Raw genomic sequence first — 19536 nt, forward strand, 5'->3', positions numbered from 1 at the left:
GGTCGGAACATAACCCTCGCGTAGTCGCCGGCCGGTGCCCCTGGGCGCCGACCCTCAGCACCGGCCGACGGCGGACCCACAGCAGCACGACTCGCACGACTGCACGAAGGGGAAGCCATGACAGCGACGACCGACGGAAGCACCGGGGCCCTCCCGCCCCGCGCTGCCTCGGCCAGCGACACCACCCGCATCACCACTCCCGAGGCGGCCGGGGCCCCGCAGGCCGCCGAACGCGCCATGCGGCGCGCCACCGACTTCCTGCTCTCCCGGCAGGACGCCCAGGGCTGGTGGAAGGGGGACCTCGAGACGAACGTCACCATGGACGCCGAGGACCTCCTGCTGCGCCAGTTCCTCGGCATCCTGGACGAGGCGACCGTGGGGGCCGCCGCCCTGTTCATCCGCGGGGAGCAGCGAGAGGACGGCGCCTGGCCCACCTTCTACGGCGGCCCCGGTGACCTGTCCGCCACCGTCGAGGCCTACGTCGCCCTGCGCCTGGCCGGTGACGCCCCCGACGCCCCCCACATGGCGAGGGCGTCCGCCTGGGTCCGCGAGCGGGGCGGCATCGCGGCGGCCCGCGTCTTCACCCGCATCTGGCTCGCGCTGTTCGGCTGGTGGAAGTGGGAGGACCTGCCCGAACTGCCGCCGGAGCTCCTCTACTTCCCCAAGTGGTTCCCGCTCAGCATCTACAACTTCGGCTGCTGGGCCCGCCAGACGATCGTGCCGCTCACCGTCGTCTCGGCCAAGCGCCCGGTGCGCCCGGCGCCGTTCCCGCTGGACGAGCTGCACACCGACCCGGCCGACCCCAACCCGCCCCGGCCGCCGGCCCCGCTGGCGAGCTGGGACGGCGTGTTCCAGCGGCTCGACAAGGTCGTGCGCGGCTACCGGTCGGTCGCGGTGCGCCGGCTGCGCAGGGCGGCGCTGAACTCCGCGGCCCGCTGGATCATCGAGCGGCAGGAGAACGACGGCTGCTGGGGAGGCATCCAGCCGCCCGCGGTGTACTCGGTCATCGCGCTGTACCTGCTCGGCTACGACCTCGAACACCCCGTGATGCGGGCCGGTCTGGAGTCCCTGGACCGCTACGCCGTGTGGCGCGAGGACGGCGCCCGGATGATCGAGGCGTGCCAGTCGCCGGTGTGGGACACCTGCCTGGCCACCATCGCGCTCGCCGACGCCGGGCTGCCCGCCGACCACCCGCAACTGGTCAAGGCCGCCGACTGGATGCTCGGCGAGCAGGTCGTCCGGCCCGGCGACTGGTCCGTGCGCCGGCCCGAACTCCCGCCGGGCGGCTGGGCGTTCGAGTTCCACAACGACAACTACCCGGACATGGACGACACCGCCGAGGTGGTCCTGGCGCTGCGCCGGGTGCGCCACCACGACCCGGAGCGCGTGGAGAACGCGATCGCGCGCGGGGTCCGCTGGAACCTCGGCATGCAGTCCAGGAACGGCGCGTGGGGCGCGTTCGACGTCGACAACACCAGCCCGTTCCCCAACCGGCTGCCGTTCTGCGACTTCGGCGAGGTCATCGACCCGCCCTCGGCCGACGTCACCGCGCACGTCGTGGAGATGCTCGCCGTGGAGGGCTACGCCCACGACCCGCGCACCCGGCGCGGCATCGAGTGGCTGCTCGCCGAACAGGAGCCCGAGGGCTCGTGGTTCGGGCGCTGGGGCGTCAACTACCTCTACGGCACCGGCTCGGTGGTGCCCGCGCTGACCGCGGCGGGGCTGCCCACCGACCACCCGGCGATCCGGCGCGCGGTGACCTGGCTGGAGCGGGTGCAGAACGACGACGGCGGCTGGGGCGAGGACCTGCGCTCCTACCAGGACCCGGGCCGGTGGAGCGGCCGGGGCGCCTCCACCGCCTCCCAGACGGGGTGGGCCCTGCTCGCGCTGCTGGCCGCGGGGGAGCGGGGGTCCCGGGCCGTCGAGCGCGGCGTCGAGTGGCTGGCCCGCACCCAGCGGGAGGACGGCAGCTGGGACGAGCCGTACTTCACCGGCACCGGCTTCCCCTGGGACTTCTCCATCAACTACCACCTCTACCGGCAGGTCTTCCCGCTCACCGCGCTCGGCCGGTACGTGCACGGCGAGCCGTTCGCCAACCAGGCCGTCAAGCCGAGGCCCGCACACCAGCCGGCCACGCCCGCCGCAGAGGCCGGGACCGGCTGATGGGAGCGCAGCCCGCCCCGGTCCCGCCGCTGCTGATCGCCTGCGCGCTCGGCATCGAGCACCTCGCCCTGCGCACCGGCGACCGCGACGGGGCGGGCGGGCCCGTCACGGTCCTGCGCACCGGCATGGGCCCGAAGGCGGCCGAGCGGTCCGTCACCCGGGTCCTCGCCGACCCGGCGCTGCGGGGGGCGGCGGTGCTCGCCACCGGCTTCTGCGCGGGCCTGGCCCCCGGTATGCACCCCGGCGACCTGGTGGTCGCCGAGGAGACCCGGGACCCGCGCGGGACCGTCCCGTGCGTCGGCACCGAGCTGCTCGTCAAGGAACTCGGGCGCACCCTGCCCGGCCGCACGGTCCACACCGGCCCCCTGACCGGCTCCGACCACGTGGTGCGCGGTCCGGAGCGGTCCGCGCTGCGGGCCACCGGCGCGATCGCGGTGGACATGGAGTCCGCGGCCACGCTGCTGACCGCCGCGCGCACCGGCGGGCGCCCGGTTGCGGCCGTCCGTGTGGTCGTGGACGCTCCAGAACATGAACTCGTCCGGATCGGCACGGTACGCGGTGGAATATCGGCTTTCCGCGTCCTTCGATCCGTGCTTCCTACTTTTTTCGAATGGCACCGTAATGTGCTGCTCCCCCGGAGGTGAGCCCGATGGCCATGCCGCTGCGCCAGTCCATCAAGGTCGCTACATACCTTGCCGAACAGAAGCTCCGCAAGCGTGACAAGTTCCCGTTGATCGTGGAGCTCGAGCCGCTCTTCGCCTGCAACCTCAAGTGCGAGGGCTGCGGCAAGATCCAGCACCCCGCCGGGGTGCTCAAGCAGCGCATGCCGGTCGCCCAGGCCGTGGGAGCGGTGCTGGAGTCGGGTGCGCCGATGGTGTCCATCGCCGGCGGCGAGCCCCTGATGCACCCTCAGATCGACGAGATCGTGCGCCAGTTGGTGGCGAAGAAGAAGTACGTCTTCCTCTGCACCAACGCCATGCTGCTGCGCAAGAAGATGGACAGGTTCACGCCCTCGCCGTACTTCGCCTTCGCCGTGCACATCGACGGGCTGCGCGAGCGGCACGACGAGTCGGTGGCCAAGGAGGGCGTGTTCGACGAGGCCGTGGCGGCCATCAAGGAGGCCAAGCGGCGCGGCTTCCGGGTGACCACCAACTCGACCTTCTTCAACACGGACACCCCGCAGACCATCGTCGAGGTGCTGAACTTCCTCAACGACGACCTCCAGGTCGACGAGATGATGATCTCGCCCGCCTACGCCTACGAGAAGGCGCCCGACCAGGAGCACTTCCTGGGCGTGGAGCAGACCCGCGAGCTGTTCAAGAAGGCCTTCTCCGGGGGCAACCGGCGCCGCTGGCGGCTCAACCACTCGCCGCTGTTCCTCGACTTCCTCGAGGGCAAGGTCGACTTCCCCTGCACCGCCTGGGCGATCCCCAACTACTCCCTCTTCGGCTGGCAGCGCCCCTGCTACCTGATGAGCGACGGCTACGTGCCGACGTACCGCGAGCTCATCGAGAAGACCGACTGGGACAAGTACGGCCGCGGCAAGGACCCGCGCTGCGCCAACTGCATGGCGCACTGCGGCTACGAGCCCACCGCCGTCCTCGCCACCATGGGCTCCCTGAAGGAGTCGCTGCGGGCCATGCGCGAGACGGTCTCCGGCAACCGCGAGTGAGGACCGGCACACCCCTGCCCGGCGAGGCACCGCGGATCGCCGGGCAGGGGAACAGGACGGCGTCGCCCCGGGGGGAGCCGGCCGTCACCGTGAGCTGAACAGCACGGACCGAAGGGGGCCCGAGCGTGACGATTCTGGAGAGCATCCGGCAACCACGCGACCTGAAGGCGCTGTCCGAGGCGGAACTGCGCGAACTGGCCGAGGAGATCAGGGAGTTCCTGGTCCAGGCGGTGGCCAGGACCGGGGGGCACCTCGGGCCCAACCTGGGTGTGGTGGAACTGACCCTCGCGCTGCACCGGGTCTTCGAGTCGCCGGCCGACCGCATCCTGTGGGACACCGGCCACCAGAGCTACGTGCACAAGCTGGTGACGGGACGTCAGGACTTCTCCAAGCTGCGCGGCAAGGGCGGCCTGTCCGGCTACCCCTCCCGCGAGGAGTCCGAGCACGACGTCATCGAGAACAGCCACGCCTCCACCGTCCTCGGCTGGGCCGACGGCCTCGCCAAGGCCCGCCAGGTGCGGGGCGAACAGGGACACGTCGTCGCGGTCATCGGCGACGGCGCGCTCACCGGCGGCATGGCCTGGGAGGCGCTCAACAACATCGCGGCGGCCCGGGACCGGCCGCTGATCATCGTCGTCAACGACAACGAGCGCTCCTACGCGCCCACCATCGGCGGCCTCGCCAACCACCTGGCGACCCTGCGCACCACCGACGGCTACGAGAAGGTGCTCGCCTGGGGCAAGGACGTCCTGCTGCGCACCCCGGTCGTCGGCGCCACGGTCTACGAGTCCCTGCACGGCGCGAAGAAGGGCTTCAAGGACGCCTTCGCGCCGCAGGGCATGTTCGAGGACCTGGGCCTGAAGTACGTCGGGCCGATCGACGGGCACGACATCGGGGCGCTCGAGTCGGCGCTGCGCCGCGCCAAGCGCTTCCACGGCCCCGTGCTGGTCCACTGCCTCACCGAGAAGGGCCGCGGCTACGAGCCGGCCCTCGCGCACGAGGAGGACCACTTCCACACCGTCGGCGTGATGGACCCGCGCACCTGCGAGCCGCTCACCCCGGCCGCCGGCCCCACCTGGACGTCGGTGTTCGGCGAGGAGATCGTGCGGATCGGCGAGGAGCGGGACGACGTGGTCGCCCTGACCGCCGCCATGCTGCACCCGGTCGGCCTCGGCGCCTTCGCGGAGCGGTTCCCCGACCGGGTGTGGGACGTGGGCATCGCCGAGCAGCACGCGGCCGTCAGCGCGGCCGGCCTGGCCACCGGCGGACTGCACCCCGTCGTCGCCGTGTACGCCACCTTCCTCAACCGCGCCTTCGACCAGCTGCTGATGGACGTGGCGCTGCACCGCTGCGGCGTGACCTTCGTCCTCGACCGGGCCGGGGTCACCGGCGTCGACGGGCCCTCCCACAACGGCATGTGGGACATGTCCGTGCTCCAGGTGGTGCCGGGCCTGCGGATCGCCGCGCCGCGCGACGCCGACCAGCTGCGGCTCCAGCTGCGGGAGGCCGTCGCTGTGGACGACGCGCCGACGCTGGTGCGCTTCCCCAAGGAGTCGGTGGGCCCCCCGGTCCCGGCCGTGGACCGGGTCGGCGGCCTGGACGTGCTGCACCGCGCCGAGCGGCCCGAGGTGCTGCTGGTCGCGGTCGGCGTGATGGCGCCGGTGTGCCTGCAGGCCGCCGACCTGCTCCAGGCGCGGGGCATCGGCTGCACCGTCGTCGACCCGCGCTGGGTCAAACCCGTCGACGCGGCCCTGCCCCACCTCGCCGCCGAACACCGCCTGGTGGCCGTCGTGGAGGACAACAGCCGCGCGGCCGGCGTGGGTTCGGCGGTGGCGCTGGCCCTCGGCGATGCCGAGGTCGACGTCCCCGTACGGCGGTTCGGCATCCCCGAGCAGTTCCTCGCCCACGCCAAGCGCGGCGAGGTGCTGGCCGACATCGGACTCACCCCGGTCGAGATCGCCGGCCGGATCAGCGCGAGCCTCGCCCTGCGGGCCGACGGGGCCGAGGGTGCCGACGGCGCGCCCGCGGCCCGTGCCCCGCTCGCACACCCCCCGGCGCAGCAGCCCCCCGCCGACGTGAAGCCCTCCAAGGAGACCCACGCATGACCACCGCGGAATCCGCGTCCCCGTCCCCCTCGTCGCCGCCGGCGGCGCCCGGGGACTTCGACCTCGGCGCGCTGCTGGCCGACCGCGGAGCCGAACGCTACGAACTGCACAGCAAGTACCTCAACCCGCAACTGCCGCGCATGCTGCACACCATCGGCTTCGACAAGGTCTACGAGCGCGCCGAGGGCGCCCACTTCTTCGACGCCGAGGGCCACGACCACCTCGACATGCTCGCGGGCTTCGGTGTGATGGGCCTCGGCCGCCATCACCCGGTCGTCCGCAAGGCGTTGCACGACGTCCTGGACCTGAGCCTCGCCGACCTCACCCGGTTCGACTGCCAGCCGCTGCCCGGCCTGCTCGCCGAGAAGCTCCTGGCGCACAGCCCGCACCTGGACCGCGTGTTCTTCGGCAACAGCGGCACGGAGGCGGTCGAGACCGCGCTGAAGTTCGCCCGCTACGCCACGGGCAGGCCGCGCGTGCTCTACTGCGAGCACGCTTTCCACGGCCTGACCACGGGCTCGCTGTCCGTCAACGGCGAGTCCGGCTTCCGCGACGGCTTCGCGCCGCTGCTGCCCGACACCGCCGTACCGCTCGGCGACCTCGACGCCCTCGCGCGCGAGCTGCGCAAGGGCGACGTAGCCGCGCTGATCGTCGAGCCGATCCAGGGCAAGGGCGTCCACGAGGCCCCGCCCGGCTACCTGCGCGCCGCGCAGGAGCTGCTGCACCGGCACAAGGCGCTGCTGATCGCCGACGAGGTGCAGACCGGCCTGGGCCGCACCGGCGACTTCTACGCCTACCAGCACGAGGAGGGCGTCGAGCCGGACCTGGTGTGCGTGGCCAAGGCCCTGTCCGGCGGGTACGTGCCCGTGGGCGCCACGCTGGGCCGGGACTGGATCTTCAAGAAGGTCTACTCGTCCATGGACCGGGTGCTGGTCCACTCGGCGAGCTTCGGCTCCAACGCGCAGGCCATGGCGGCGGGTCTCGCCGTGCTGAGCGTCATGGAGAACGAGCAGGTCGTCGCGCACGCGCGCGCGGTGGGCGAGCGGCTGAAGGGGCGGCTCGCCGCGCTGACGGAGAAGTACGAGCTGCTGGCCGACGTGCGCGGGCGGGGCCTGATGATCGGCATCGAGTTCGGCCGGCCCACCTCGCTGAAGCTGCGCAGCCGCTGGGCGATGCTCCAGGCGGCCCGCAAGGGCCTGTTCGCGCAGATGGTCGTGGTGCCGCTGCTTCAGCGCCACCGGATCCTCACCCAGGTCTCCGGCGACCACCTGGAGGTGATCAAGCTGATCCCGCCGCTGGTCGTCACGGACCAGGACGTGGACCGGTTCGTCGAGGCCTTCACCGACGTCATGGACGACGCCCACACCGGGGGCGGGCTGATGTGGGACTTCGGCCGGACGCTGATCAAGCAGGCGGTGGCCCACCGCTGACGCCCTCCGACGGTTTTGCCTCTGAGGCAAAAGATTTGCCTCAGAGGCAAGATGCGGGCTGAATGGACGTATGAGTACGCCCGAGTCCCCGTCCGGTGCGGACGACCTGACGGCCGTGGCCCCGCAGCTGCGGGCGCTGCGCCGCCGCGCGGGCCTCACCCTGGAGGCCGCGGCCCGCTCCGCCGGCCTGTCGCCCGCCCATCTGTCCCGGCTGGAGACCGGGCAGCGCCAGCCGTCCCTGCCGATGCTGCTCGCGCTCGCCCGCATCTACGGTACGACGGTCGCGGAACTGCTCGACGAGTCGGTCGCCGACCGGGACGCCGTGGTGCGGGCCGGCGACATGGAGCCGACCCGGGCGGGCGGCTGGACGTACTGGCAGGCCGGTGCGGCCGGGCGCGGGATGCAGGCCCTGCGCGTGCACGTCCCGTACGGCTCCCAGGGCGACATCGTGCGGGTGCACCCGGGGGAGGAGTGGCTGCACGTCCTGCGCGGGCGGCTGCGCCTGCGCCTCGGCGACACCGCCCACCTGCTCGGGCCGGGGGACGGGGCGCACTTCGACTCGCTCACCCCGCACCGCCTGGCCGCCGAGGACCCCGACGGGGTCGACCTGCTGTTCGTCCACACCCTGCTGCAGAGCCCCACGGCCACGCTGTGCCTGGGCCCCACCCCCGGAGAGATGCCATGACCGAACGCCAGGACAGCCGCGAGGAGCGGTTCCCCCGCTCCCTGTGGATCCGGCTGATCATCTACATCGCGGTGGGACACGTCCTCGCCGCCTTCATCTGGCTGCTGTTCGAGGTGGGCGCCAACCAGTAGGGCACGGGCACCGGGAGCGCCGGCTCAGTCGAGCAGCCGCTCCCGCAGCCGTTCACGGGTCTCGGGAGTGAGCCCGAGCCCCTGCTCCAGATAGGCGTCGACGCCGCCCCAGGTCTCCTCGATCGTCTCGAACGCCGCCGCGAGGTACTCGGCGCGGGCGTCGAACAGGGGGCTGAGCAGCTCCATCACCTCGGGGGAGTGGGCGGAGCCTTCGCCGCTGCTGCGCCGCACCCGGTAGCGCCGGTGCTTGGCGTTGGACTCCAGGTAGTCGGCGAGGATGGCGTCGCGCTCCACGTCGAGCGCGAGCAGCGTCACCGCGACGGACAGCCCGGCCCGGTCCTTGCCCGCCGCGCAGTGCATCAGGGCCGGGACGCTGTCGTCCGCCAGCGCGTGCAGCACGCGCGCGTGCTCGGCGGTGCGCTGCCGGATGATGGCACGGTACGAGGCGATCATCCGGCCCGCGGCCCTGCCGTCCCCGAGCAGGACGCGCAGCTGCTCGATCTCGCCGTCGCGGACCATCTTCCAGAACTCCGCGCCGTCCGCGGGGTCGGACAGCGGCAGGTTCACGTTGCGCACGCCCGGCAGCTCGACGTCCGGGCCCTCCAGCTTCTGGTCGGCCGCGTTGCGGAAGTCGAAGATCGTGTGCAGCCCCAGGGAGGACAGGAACGCGGCGTCCTCGGCGGTCGCGTGCGCGAGGTGGCCGCTGCGGAACAGCACGCCGGGGCGCACCCGCCGGCCGTCCACGGTCGGCAGGCCGCCTACGTCACGGAAGTTGCGCACGCCGGCCAGTTCGGGCTCGGTCGACGGTATCTGCTGCGTCACGGGGGCTCCCTCCCGGTCGGTCTCCGCCCACGCGGCTCGTGGTGTTGGTCGGCGGGACGTCCCCCGACCCTACGACATGGATACCTCGGGCAACGGTCCGTCCAACCTGCGACAAGAGTGGTCCCCAGGCATTGTCGGGCAGCCCGTCACCCCCTGATGATGTCGGAACTTGATCGCGCCTGTTTGATTCAGTGGGGGTTTGATGCCCGAGACCGTCGCCGCCGGCCGTACCTGGCTCCTGTCGGGGCCCACGAGCAGCTACGCGCTCCACGTCACGGAGGACGACGTGCTCGTGCACCTCCACTGGGGCCCGCGCATCGCCCCGGCCGACGCCGAGGCCCTGGCCGCCGCGCCGCCGCCGTACTGGCCCTTCGAGTCCCCCCTCGACGGCCGCGAGGAGTACCCCGTGGAGGGCGGCCCGCGCTTCGTGCGACCCGCCCTGTCCGTGCGCGACGACGAACGCCGCGGCACGGAGTGGCGCTTCGAGGGCCACACCGTCGTGGGCGACAGTGACGGCGACAGTGGCGGCGGCGAGCTGCGGCTGCGCTTCCGTGACGCCGGACTGGCCGTGACGCTGCACTACCGCATGCGCGGCGACGTCGTGGAGCGCTGGACGACCCTCGCCAACGACGGCGCGACGCCCCTGGAGCTGCTGCGCGCCGACTCCGCCACCTGGACCCTGCCGCACCGCGAGGACTGGCGGCTGTCCCAGCTGCACGGCCGGTGGGCCGCCGAGTCCCGGCTGGTGCGCTCCCCGCTCACCTACGGCGAGAAGGTCATCGGCAGCCGCCGCGGCCACACCGGCCACCAGCACCTGCCCTGGGTCGCCCTGGACACCGACGCCACCGAGGAGAGCGGCGAGGTGTACGGCTGCGCGCTCGGCTGGTCGGGCTCCTGGCGGATCGCCGTCGCCCAACTGCCCGACGCGCGCGTGCAGATCACCGGCGGCGTCGGACACGACGACTCCGGCCTGCTGCGCCTGGCGCCCGGCGAGAGCTTCACCACGCCCGTCTTCGCCGGTCTGTGGACCGACGCCGGCCACGGCGGCGCGAGCCGCGCCTGGCACGCGTACCAGCGCGCGCACGTCGTCCCCGACGCCGACCGGGACCGGCCCGTGCTGTTCAACTCCTGGGAGGCGACCACCTTCGACATCTCCGAGGAGCAGCAGCTCGCGCTGGCCCGTCGGGCCGCCGCGATGGGCGTGGAGCTGTTCGTGGTGGACGACGGCTGGTTCGGGGCGCGCACCAGCGACCGGGCCGGGCTCGGCGACTGGACGCCCAACCCCGACCGCTTCCCCTCCGGTCTGACGCCGCTCGCTGACCAGGTGCACGACCTCGGGATGCGGTTCGGCATCTGGGTGGAACCCGAGATGGTCAACCCGGACAGCGACCTGTACCGGGCGCACCCCGACTGGGTGCAGCACCAGGCGGGACGCAGGCGCACGGAGCTGCGCAACCAGCTGGTGCTCAACCTGGCCCGCGAGGACGTCCAGGAGTACCTCTGGCAGCAGCTCGACGGGCTGCTGTCGAGCGCCCCGGTCGACTACGTCAAGTGGGACTTCAACCGCTGCTTCACCGACGCCGGCTGGCCCGGCGACCCGTACCCGCAGCGCCTGTGGGTGGACCACGTCCACGCGCTGTACGGCCTCCTCGACCGGCTGCGCGCGGCCCACCCGCACGTGGCCTTCGAGTCCTGCTCGGGCGGCGGCGGGCGCATCGACCTGGGGATCCTCGGTCGTACGGACCAGGTGTGGACCTCCGACAACACCGACCCGCTGGACCGGCTCGCCATCCAGCACGGCTTCAGCCAGCTCCACCCGGCGCGGGTCATGGCCGCGTGGGTCACCGACAGCCCGAACACCCAGCTCAACGGCCGGGTCAGCTCCCTGCGCTTCCGCTTCGTGAGCGCCATGGCCGGGGTGCTCGGGGTCGGCGGCGACCTCACCGGGTGGAGCGAGGAGGAGCTGGCCGAGGCTGCCGGATGGGTCGCCCTCTACAAGGAGATCCGGCCCGTGGTGCAGCACGGCGACCTCTACCGGCTGCGGCCCCCGGGCCTCGCGCAGGGCGGTCCGAGCGCCGTGCAGTACGTCCGCGGCGACGAGACGGTGGTACTCGCCTGGCTGGAGGCCCAGCGGTACGGCGAGCCGGTGCCGGCGGTGCGGCTGCGCGGACTCGACCCGACCGCGTCGTACGAATGCCGTGAAACGGGCGAAGTGCACCGGGGTGCGCTGCTGCTGCACCACGGATTGCGGACCGGGCTGCGCGGCGATCTGGATGCGACGGTTATACGCCTACGCCGTATCTAGGTCTTCTGTCCGAATTGGCGGTCTTCATTCCAACTCGCTGGGAAATGCGGAAAGGTGGGGCGGCGTCACGTGAGCATCGTCATATCCGTGACGGTGCGTCGTCCGTCATGTTCACGTAATGCTGGGATTCCGCGCGGGAATTGACGGAGGAAATGCTCTTTCCGTCGACGCTGGGTGACGGGGAATTCCGGAAAGGGATCAAGGGAAAAGCCCGGTCCGCGCAACCGGCGCTTGTTTCGGTGCGTCCGGGTCGCTTACGTTCCACACCAATCCGGACGGACGCCTAATCCTGCCGCCGTCCGGGGCCCGCACACCCACCCGTGCACGGCAGGAGCGGGGGACCCACAGGTACGACGCCTGTTCCGGTTCCCGGAACGGCTCGGGGTAAAGCCGTGTGCCCGCATACGGCCGGACATCTCCAGTCCGCACCCGACAGCTCACCTCGTAGGCGCCGGAGAGGAATTCGCCATGCCCGCGAAGGGTAAGCACCGCCGTCCGAAGATGCAGCGTTTCACCCGTTCCCTCGCCGTCGCCGGAACCGGCGGCGCCGCGCTCGCCCTCCCGCTGATGGGGGCCGCCGGTGCCCACGCCGCTCCGGCCCAGGCGGCCGCGCAGTCGGTCTCCGCCGCGCCGCAGCAGGCCGACGCGCACGAGAAGTCCGCCGCCCGGGCGACCTACACGGTCCGGGCCGGCGACTACCTGTCGAAGATCGCCGCCGAGCAGCACGTCTCCGGCGGCTGGCAGAAGCTGTACCAGGACAACCGCGAGGCCATCGGCGACAACCCGTCGCTGATCCACCCGGGTCTGAAGCTGTCCCTCGGCAAGAAGGCCGCGACCGGCACCTCGACCGCGTCGAAGTCCTCCGCCCCGAAGTCCTCCGCCCCGAAGTCCTCCGCGGCCAAGCCCCCGGCCCCCGCCGAGAAGCCGGCCGAGCAGAAGACGGCCACCCAGGCCGCCGAGAGCACCGGCAGCTCCTCCGGCTACACCCTCCCGGTCGCCGGCGCCACCATCGGCACCGCCTACCACACGGCCGGCAGCATGTGGTCCAGCGGCTACCACACCGGTGTCGACTTCGTCGTCCCGACCGGCACCTCTCTCAAGGCCGTCGCCGCGGGCACCGTCGTCTCGGCCGGCTGGGGAGGCGCGTACGGCAACCAGGTCGTCATCAAGTTGAACGACGGCTACTACGCCCAGTACGCCCACCTCTCGCAGCTCTCCGTCTCGGCCGGCCAGACCGTGACCGAGGGCCAGCAGATCGGCCTGTCCGGTGCCACCGGCAACGTGACCGGCCCGCACCTGCACTTCGAGATCCGCACCACGCCGGACTACGGCTCCGACGTGGACCCGGTCGCCTACCTGCGCGCCCACGGCGTCACCGTCGGCTGACCCTCCGGGTCACAGCACCCCCACGCCACCGAAGGCCGGGCCCCATCCCCTGGGCCCGGCCTTCGGTGTATTCAGGTCAGTGCATGCGGATCAGGCATCGCAGCCTTCCCCCGTGATCGCTTATTCCCTGATTGGTGAAGTCTTTAGGGGTGTCTTATCTCACCGTCCGTCAAGCCCCGCTTACGGTCGCGTAGGTCACATTCGAAGGAGGATCATGACCTGACGTGGCAGACGATTCGAAGAGTGACAGCAGATCAGTGATCGGGTCGTACGTGGCGGTGGGCGACAGCTTCACCGAGGGCGTCGGCGACCCCGGGCCCGACGGCTCCTTCGTCGGCTGGGCCGACCGGCTCGCGGTGCTCCTCGCCGACCGGCGGCCCGAGGGCGACTTCACCTACACCAACCTCGCCGTGCGCGGGAAGCTGCTCGACCAGATCGTGGCCGACCAGGTCCCGCAGGCGGTCCGTCTCGCGCCCGACCTGGTGTCGTTCTGCGCGGGCGGCAACGACATCATCCGCCCCGGCACCGACCCCGACGAGGTCGCCGAGCGCTTCGAGCGCGCGATCGCGACCCTGACCGCCGCGGCCGGCACCGTCCTCGTGACCACCGGCTTCGACACCCGTGGCGTCCCGGTGCTCCGGCACCTGCGCGGCAAGATCGCCACCTACAACGGACACGTCCGCGCGGTCGCCGACCGCTACGGCTGTCCGGTGCTCGACCTGTGGTCGCTGAGGTCCGTGCGCGACCGCCGGGCCTGGGACCACGACCGGCTGCACCTCTCCCCGGAGGGCCACACGCGCGTGGCGCTGCGCGCCGGGCTGGCCCTCGGCCTCCCGGTGCCGGCCGACCCGGAACAGCCCTGGCCGCCGCTGCCGCCGCGCGGCACCTTCGAGGTCCGCCGCGACGACGTGCACTGGGCGCGCGAGTACTTGGTGCCGTGGATCGGGCGCAGGCTGCGCGGCGAGTCCTCGGGCGACCACGTGACCGCCAAGGGCGCGCTGTCCCCGGCCGACATCAGGACGCGCATCGCCACGGTGGCCTGAGGCCCGCACGGCACGGCGCCTCGCGGACGCGTGGCCCTCTCCGCCGGGGAGCGCCACGCGTTCCGGGCCGCTCAGCCCTCCGGGTGCCCGATGCCGGGCCGCTCAGCCTTCGGGGTGCCCGATGCCGGGCCGCTCAGCCTTCAGGGGTGCCCGACGCCGGGCCGGTGAGGCCGAGTTCGCGGGCCAGCGCCTGCTCCACCCACTCCTGTGCCCGGGACCGTGACACCGTGCCGCCGTAGGACGTCAGCTGGACGGCGAGACCGTCGAGCAGGGCCGTGAGCCGCAGCGCGGTGGCGGCCGGGTCGGGGCAGGTGAACTCGCCCGCCGCGACGCCCTCGGCGACCACCTCGGCGAGCGCCGCCTTCCACGCCCGGTCCAGGTCCCGGGCCACCTCGCGCAGCGCGGGCTCGCGCAGCGACACCGCCCAGCCCTCGATCCACAGCCGCCAGCCCTTGGCCGGGCCCGAGGGGGCGTACCAGCGCACCGCCGCCCGCAGCCGGCGCAGCGCCGTCGTGCGGCGCCCGAGCAGCCGGCGCAGATGGGTAAGGTCGTCCTCGGCGGCCTGGGCGAACGCGGCGGCGACCAGCTTCTCCTTGGTCGAGAAGTGGTAGAGCACCAGCGCGTTGCTCACGCCGAGCGCCGAGGCCACGTCGGCGATCCTGACCGCCGCCGCGCCCCGCTGCTCGATCTGCTCGATGGCCGCCCGCAGCAGCTCCCCGCGCCGCTCGGCCACGCTCAACCGGACCCTCGCCACGCCGTCACCCTACACAGCACCGCGCATCGTGCCGCCCGTCGCCGGCCGACGCCGTGGCAGGTCACCGGTGGGGCGCGAAACGCTCCGCGATCGCCGCGAGCCGGTCCTCGGCGAGGGCGTGCGCGGCCGCCCGGGGCGTCGTGCCGGCCGCGTCCGCGCGGGACAGCACGCGCTCCACCAGCGTCCGCATGGACCGCCGGACGTGGGTGAACGCACTGTCCGCGTCGGGGCCGACGTCGTCGAACAGCGTCCACCACCACCAGGCGTTCGTCCCGGAGTTGACGACCACGTCCGGCAGCACCGTGACCCCGCGCGCGTGCAGCAGTTCCTCCGCCCGCGGCACCACCGGCATGTCGGCCGCCTCCGCGATCCAGCGGGCCCGCACCTGCTCCTGGTTGCCGGGGTCGACCGCGTAGGACACGGCCGCCGGGACGAGCACCTCCGCGTCGGCCGACAGCCAGGCCCTGCCCGGCAGTTCGCGGTCCTCCGGCCGCAGTGCGGCGCGGTCCACGGTGCCGTGTCCGTCGCGCGCCGCGAGCAGCGCCTCCTCGTCCAGGCCCGCCGGGTTCGCGACTGTGCCCTTGACGTCGGCGACGGCCACCACCGACAGCCCCGCGCGCGTGAGGAACCGCACCGTCGCCCCGCCCATCGTGCCGAGCCCCTGGAGCGCGACCCGCGTCCCCGCCCAGGGCACCCCGGCCCGGTCCAGGGCGGTCAGCACCGACTCGGCGACCCCGCGGCCCCCGACCAGCTCGTCCAGCCCGATCCCGTCCACCTCGACGGCGAAGGCGTCCGCGAGCCGGGCCCGGGCCGCCGTCTCGTCCTCCAGCAGTGGGTAGACGGCCTGGATCGACGACACGAGCCCCGCCTCGGCGGCCGCCCGGTCGACCAGGTCCTGGCTGAGCCCCAGGTCCTCACCAGGTCCTCACCGGTCGTCCAGCAGCTCTCGACGTACGGCCGCACCGCGCGCAGGTAGCGCACCAGCAGCGCCCTTGGCGCCGCCCAGGGGCACGTAGCGGGCGGCGGGGTCGTAGTGCAGCGCCTCCTTCATGCTCGTGCCGCGGGCCAGCCCGGCCACCTCCGCCGCCGTGCACCCGTCCCGCATCCGCAGCCCCCCGCTGCACACGCCCCGCACCAGCCGGTCGACCACCAGGAAGCCCTGGCGGCCGGTGATGTGGTCGGTCCAGGTGAGGGACAGGTGCGGGGCGGTCATGGGAACTCCTGGACCCGAGAGCGTTACTGAACGGCAAGTCAGTGTCGGGAGCGCGGGGACCCCCTGTCGACGCACCGCCGGCGGCGGGACCGGGCGGCGGACCTGCCCCGCACGGACGCCGGGCCGGTGCTGTCACAGGGGCAGACCATAATGGGAACCTCGGCGATTCCCCTGGAGGTACCGTGGCCGGTTTCCGTTCCCTGAGCTCCGGGCTCCGCACGTTGGTGCCCGAGGGCTTCGGCGCGGACCCGAGCGGTGAGCGCCTCGCGCGCATCCGCAGATCCCCCCACTTCGAGGACGGTGTCTTCCAGAATCCCGGCGGTCTCGCGCGCACCCGCCCCTCGGGCTCGGCGCTCGAGCTGGCCAAGGTCTTCTTCGACCGGGAGACCCGCCCCCGCCGCGCCCCCTCGGGCACCGTCCCGGTGCACCCGACCACCGTCGCGGACCTGGCGAAGCCGCCCGTCACCGGGCTGCGGCTGACCTGGATGGGCCACTCCAGCGTGCTGGCGGAGATCGACGGGCAGCGCGTGCTGTTCGACCCGGTCTGGGGCGAGCGCTGCTCGCCGTTCCCGTTCGCCGGGCCCCGGCGCCTGCACCCGGTCCCGCTGCCGCTCGCCGCCCTGGGCGAGGTCGACGTGGTCGTGATCTCCCACGACCACTACGACCACCTGGACTGGCCCACCATCAAGGCGCTGGCCGGCACGGACACCCTGTTCGCCGTGCCGCTCGGCGTCGGCGCCCACCTGGAGCGCTGGGGCGTGTCCCCGGACCGGCTGCGCGAGCTGGACTGGCACGAGGCGACGAAGGTCGGCGGCCTCACCCTGACCGCGACCCCGGCCCGCCACTTCTGCGGCCGCGGCCTGCGCAACACCCAGCACACGCTGTGGGCGTCCTGGGTCGTCGCCGGGGCGGAGCACCGGATCTACCACAGCGGCGACACCGGCTACTTCGACGGCTTCCGGGAGACCGGCGCCGCGCACGGCACCTTCGACGCGACGATGATCCAGATCGGCGCGTACAGCGAGTTCTGGCCCGACATCCACATGACCCCCGAGGAAGGCCTGCGCGCCCACCTCGACCTCCAGGGCGGCGAGCCCTCGGGCGTCCTGCTACCGATCCACTGGGGCACGTTCAACCTCGCCCCGCACGCGTGGGCCGAGCCGGGCGAGTGGACCAAGGACGCCGCCGAGGCCGCCGGGCAGGCGGTGGCCCTGCCCCGGCCGGGCGAGCCGTTCGAGCCGGCCGGGAAGGTGCCCGCGGAGGCGTGGTGGCGCGGGGTGTCCGCGCCCGTGGTGCGCTCCTGGGACCGCGCAGAGCGGCCGGGGGCCGCGCCCGCGGCACGCGACGGGCTCGACCTGGCCGGGGACCGCTGAGCGCCTCCCGAGAGCGAAGGCCACAACCAATACGGTGAGTGACGAGCAGGGGTGTTCCGGCCCTGCGGCGGGCACCCCGCATTGGCTCCCGTGCGCCGCGGGAGCGGGGCGCCGCGACTCCCGGCCGACCCGACTCGTGATGTCGCATCACGACCACTTCTGACCAGCCGTGATCGATACCTTCACCCCTCCGGGCACTGGCCCGGAGGGGCGTTCGGTCTGTCGTGCGAGGCGTCATACCAGAGCGGGACGCCGGGCGGGGGACTTTGTCAACTGCCCGCCGCACATGAGGCGTACGCGACTACGGTGAGTGTCCGTCGGACCACTCGGCACCGTGTTCCGCGGTCCCGTCGGCCCGACACCACGAAGCCGCACACCCGGCTCGCGCCCCGCGCGCGGGGACCGGGCCCGACGGACCAGTACGAGGACACCGATGTCTCACCTCCGCGCACCGGCCGCCCGCGCAGACCGCCGCGAGGGCGGACGGCACGGGCGACCGGTCGCCCGCCCCGCCCCCGCGCCGGCCGAGACACACATACGGCCCCAGCTGATGCGGCTCGCCCTGTTCCCGCCCGTCGCGGTCGCCCTCGCCGCGGGAGCCGCCGTGCTGGTCGCCCTGCGCGCCGGACGGCCGCAGGGCGGCCCCACCCTGTGGGCGGTGCTCGGCTGCGCGGTCGGCGTGAGCCTCGCCGGCATCCTGATCGCGGCCGTCGCCGCCGACCGCACCGCGCGCTCCATGGGCGACCGCATCACCACCCTGCGCCGGCACAGCGCGCGCCGCGAGGCCGACCTCCACGCGCTCGTCGAGGCGCTGCGCCGCGGCGACACCCCGCCCCGGCGCACCACGCGCGGCCGGCCGCCCGCCGACGGCGACGAGTTCGACGCCCTCGCCGCCGACCTGGCAAGCGCCCACGACGGGGCCGTCGCCGCCGTCGTCCGCGCCGCGCAGCTGTCCAGCCAGGCCGGGAGCGAACAGAAGCTGGAGGTGTTCGTCAACCTCGCCCGCCGGCTCCAGTCGCTGGTGCACCGCGAGATCTCCCTGCTCGACGAGCTCGAGAACGAGATCGAGGACCCCGACCTGCTCAAGGGGCTCTTCCACGTCGATCACCTGGCCACCCGCATCCGCCGCCACGCCGAGAACCTCGCCGTGCTCGGCGGCGCCGTCTCCCGGCGCCAGTGGAGCAACCCGGTCTCCATGACCGAGGTACTGCGCTCCGCCATCGCCGAGGTCGAGCAGTACTCGCGGGTCAAGCTGGTGCCGCCGATCGACGGCGAACTTCGTGGGCACGCCGTCGCCGACGTCATCCACCTGCTCGCCGAACTCGTCGAGAACGCCACGGTGTTCTCCGCCCCGCACACCCAGGTCCTGCTGCGCGCCGACCTCGTCACCTCCGGGCTCGCCGTCGAGGTGGAGGACCGCGGCCTCGGCATGCCCGTCGACGAACAGCAGCGGATGAACGCCCTGCTCGCCGACCCCGACCAGGTCAACGTGGGCCGCCTGCTCGCCGACGGCCGCATCGGGCTGTTCGTCGTCTCCCAGCTCGCCCGCCGCCACGGCATCCGGGTCCGCCTGCGGAACAACATCTACGGCGGCGTCCAGGCCGTACTCGTCGTCCCCGAGGCCCTGTTGGGGCCGGCGCCCGGGACGCAGGCGACGGTGGCGCGAGGAGTCGCGCCCCAAGGAGGCGCGGCGGACGGAGACTTGGCCCGAGGAGTCGTGGCGCAGGGTCCCGTACCCGCGCCGGCGCACCCAGGACAGGACCCGACCGGCGCCCACCACCCGACGAGGACCGCGCCGCCCGCACACCCACCCGCCCCGGTCCCGGCCCACGACACGACCGGCGCCCACGCCACCGTCGTCCCCCTCCCGGCGCCGGACCCGGCCGGCGGGCACGACGGGCCGGCCACCCCGGCGGAACCGCACACGCGGCCGGCGCCGCTGCCCCTGCGGGGCACGCACCGCGACCGGCCCACGCCCGCCCACGCCCTGCCCGGGGTCCGAACCGACGACCGGCAGGCCGCCGAGGGCGCCACCGGGCACGTGTCCGTCCCCCGGACCGGCGCGGTGCGCGGCACCATGGGGCGGCCCCAACTCCCGCGCCGCCGCGCCCAGGAGCACATCGCACCCCAACTGCGCGGCGGCCCGCTCCCGCGCCAGGACGGCGAACACGCCGGGCACGACCCCGGTCTGATGGCCGCCTTCCAGCGCGGCATCGGCCTCGCCGAGTCCCGGCAGAACCTGGAGGACGGCTCCCCGGCGCCGGCCCCCGCCCCCCTGTCCGAGGCGTACCCCGCGCACACCGCCGCCTCCGTCGAGGCGTACGGCGTGCGCGGCGTCCCGGCCGCGCCCGGACCCGACCACCCCACCCCCCGGCACGACGGGAGCGCACCCGCCGGATGACCACCCCACCCCCCAGCGCTTCCGCAGACCCTCGTACCCCAAGGAGTCGATCC

At 73.4% G+C, this 19536-nt stretch carries 14 protein-coding genes, 1 pseudogene and 1 riboswitch; of the genes and pseudogenes, 12 read left to right on the forward strand and 3 right to left on the reverse strand.

The genetic code is table 11. The features are described from left to right. Window positions 1-117: 117 nt before the first annotated feature. The 7 genes from shc to E4U91_RS30735 all read left to right on the forward strand — a co-directional run bounded on the left by shc (window position 118) and on the right by E4U91_RS30735 (window position 8186). Window positions 118-2163 (forward strand): squalene--hopene cyclase, encoded by a 2046-nt coding sequence (gene shc / locus E4U91_RS30705; protein ID WP_137309822.1) that lies wholly within the window; start codon window positions 118-120, stop codon window positions 2161-2163. Beyond that, window positions 2163-2807, forward strand: a complete 645-nt coding sequence (locus E4U91_RS30710; RefSeq protein ID WP_137309823.1) for a phosphorylase family protein — start codon at window positions 2163-2165, stop codon at window positions 2805-2807. The genes shc and E4U91_RS30710 overlap by 1 nt, the downstream gene beginning before the upstream one ends. Before the next feature lie 5 nt (window positions 2808-2812). Further along, window positions 2813-3835, forward strand: coding sequence for an adenosyl-hopene transferase HpnH (gene hpnH, locus E4U91_RS30715; RefSeq protein ID WP_137309824.1), 1023 nt, complete (start codon window positions 2813-2815; stop codon window positions 3833-3835). A 125-nt stretch (window positions 3836-3960) separates the two neighbouring features. Next, window positions 3961-5940, forward strand: a complete 1980-nt coding sequence (gene dxs / locus E4U91_RS30720) for a 1-deoxy-D-xylulose-5-phosphate synthase (protein WP_137309825.1) — start codon at window positions 3961-3963, stop codon at window positions 5938-5940. Continuing rightward, on the forward strand, window positions 5937-7370 hold the full coding sequence (locus tag E4U91_RS30725) for an aspartate aminotransferase family protein (RefSeq protein ID WP_137309826.1): 1434 nt from the start codon (window positions 5937-5939) through the stop codon (window positions 7368-7370). Before dxs ends, E4U91_RS30725 begins: the two co-directional genes overlap by 4 nt. 70 nt (window positions 7371-7440) lie before the next feature. Then, complete coding sequence (locus E4U91_RS30730) at window positions 7441-8055, forward strand: helix-turn-helix domain-containing protein (RefSeq protein WP_137309827.1); 615 nt, start codon at window positions 7441-7443, stop codon at window positions 8053-8055. Beyond that, a complete protein-coding gene (locus E4U91_RS30735) occupies window positions 8052-8186 on the forward strand; it encodes a DUF6126 family protein (RefSeq protein ID WP_137309828.1) in 135 nt (44 codons plus the stop codon). The genes E4U91_RS30730 and E4U91_RS30735 overlap by 4 nt, the downstream gene beginning before the upstream one ends. A gap of 24 nt (window positions 8187-8210) precedes the next feature. Here E4U91_RS30735 and E4U91_RS30740 read toward each other — a convergent pair whose 3' ends face one another. Continuing rightward, window positions 8211-9008, reverse strand: coding sequence for a tyrosine-protein phosphatase (locus tag E4U91_RS30740; protein ID WP_137309829.1), 798 nt, complete (start codon window positions 9006-9008; stop codon window positions 8211-8213). Between the two features lie 202 nt (window positions 9009-9210). Here E4U91_RS30740 and E4U91_RS30745 point away from each other — a divergent pair, with 202 nt between their 5' ends. The 3 genes from E4U91_RS30745 (at window position 9211) to E4U91_RS30755 (ending at window position 13742) form a co-directional block, all read left to right on the forward strand. Further along, on the forward strand, window positions 9211-11313 hold the full coding sequence (locus E4U91_RS30745; RefSeq protein ID WP_137309830.1) for an alpha-galactosidase: 2103 nt from the start codon (window positions 9211-9213) through the stop codon (window positions 11311-11313). A 305-nt stretch (window positions 11314-11618) separates the two neighbouring features. Beyond that, window positions 11619-11777, forward strand: a riboswitch (cyclic di-AMP (ydaO/yuaA leader). A 4-nt stretch (window positions 11778-11781) separates the two neighbouring features. Beyond that, on the forward strand, window positions 11782-12699 hold the full coding sequence (locus tag E4U91_RS30750) for a M23 family metallopeptidase (RefSeq protein ID WP_137309831.1): 918 nt from the start codon (window positions 11782-11784) through the stop codon (window positions 12697-12699). A 257-nt stretch (window positions 12700-12956) separates the two neighbouring features. Then, the gene (locus tag E4U91_RS30755; RefSeq protein ID WP_137311085.1) at window positions 12957-13742 is read left to right on the forward strand and encodes an SGNH/GDSL hydrolase family protein; all 786 of its coding nucleotides are present in this window, start codon (window positions 12957-12959) and stop codon (window positions 13740-13742) included. 133 nt (window positions 13743-13875) lie between these two features. On the opposite strand, the gene E4U91_RS30760 is transcribed toward E4U91_RS30755, so the two are convergent. Further along, window positions 13876-14496, reverse strand: a complete 621-nt coding sequence (locus E4U91_RS30760) for a TetR/AcrR family transcriptional regulator (RefSeq protein ID WP_137309832.1) — start codon at window positions 14494-14496, stop codon at window positions 13876-13878. Between the two features lie 61 nt (window positions 14497-14557). Then, window positions 14558-15709, reverse strand: a pseudogene (locus E4U91_RS30765) (glutamate dehydrogenase). 182 nt (window positions 15710-15891) lie between these two features. Here E4U91_RS30765 and E4U91_RS30770 point away from each other — a divergent pair. Beyond that, window positions 15892-17082, forward strand: coding sequence for an MBL fold metallo-hydrolase (locus E4U91_RS30770; RefSeq protein WP_137309833.1), 1191 nt, complete (start codon window positions 15892-15894; stop codon window positions 17080-17082). Between the two features lie 433 nt (window positions 17083-17515). Continuing rightward, complete coding sequence (locus E4U91_RS30780) at window positions 17516-19483, forward strand: sensor histidine kinase (RefSeq protein WP_174867880.1); 1968 nt, start codon at window positions 17516-17518, stop codon at window positions 19481-19483. Window positions 19484-19536 lie beyond the last annotated feature (53 nt).

This window comes from Streptomyces lasalocidi (assembly GCF_005280215.1).
GTDB lineage: Bacteria > Actinomycetota > Actinomycetes > Streptomycetales > Streptomycetaceae > Streptomyces > Streptomyces longwoodensis.

Coding starts and splice junctions, on each gene's coding strand:
- shc (WP_137309822.1), top strand. CDS start 118: ATGACAGCGACGACCGACGGAAGCACCGGGGCCCTCCCGCCCCGCGCT.
- E4U91_RS30710 (WP_137309823.1), top strand. CDS start 2,163: ATGGGAGCGCAGCCCGCCCCGGTCCCGCCGCTGCTGATCGCCTGCGCG.
- hpnH (WP_137309824.1), top strand. CDS start 2,813: ATGGCCATGCCGCTGCGCCAGTCCATCAAGGTCGCTACATACCTTGCC.
- E4U91_RS30725 (WP_137309826.1), top strand. CDS start 5,937: ATGACCACCGCGGAATCCGCGTCCCCGTCCCCCTCGTCGCCGCCGGCG.
- E4U91_RS30730 (WP_137309827.1), top strand. CDS start 7,441: ATGAGTACGCCCGAGTCCCCGTCCGGTGCGGACGACCTGACGGCCGTG.
- E4U91_RS30735 (WP_137309828.1), top strand. CDS start 8,052: ATGACCGAACGCCAGGACAGCCGCGAGGAGCGGTTCCCCCGCTCCCTG.
- E4U91_RS30745 (WP_137309830.1), top strand. CDS start 9,211: ATGCCCGAGACCGTCGCCGCCGGCCGTACCTGGCTCCTGTCGGGGCCC.
- E4U91_RS30750 (WP_137309831.1), top strand. CDS start 11,782: ATGCCCGCGAAGGGTAAGCACCGCCGTCCGAAGATGCAGCGTTTCACC.
- E4U91_RS30780 (WP_174867880.1), top strand. CDS start 17,516: ATGTCTCACCTCCGCGCACCGGCCGCCCGCGCAGACCGCCGCGAGGGC.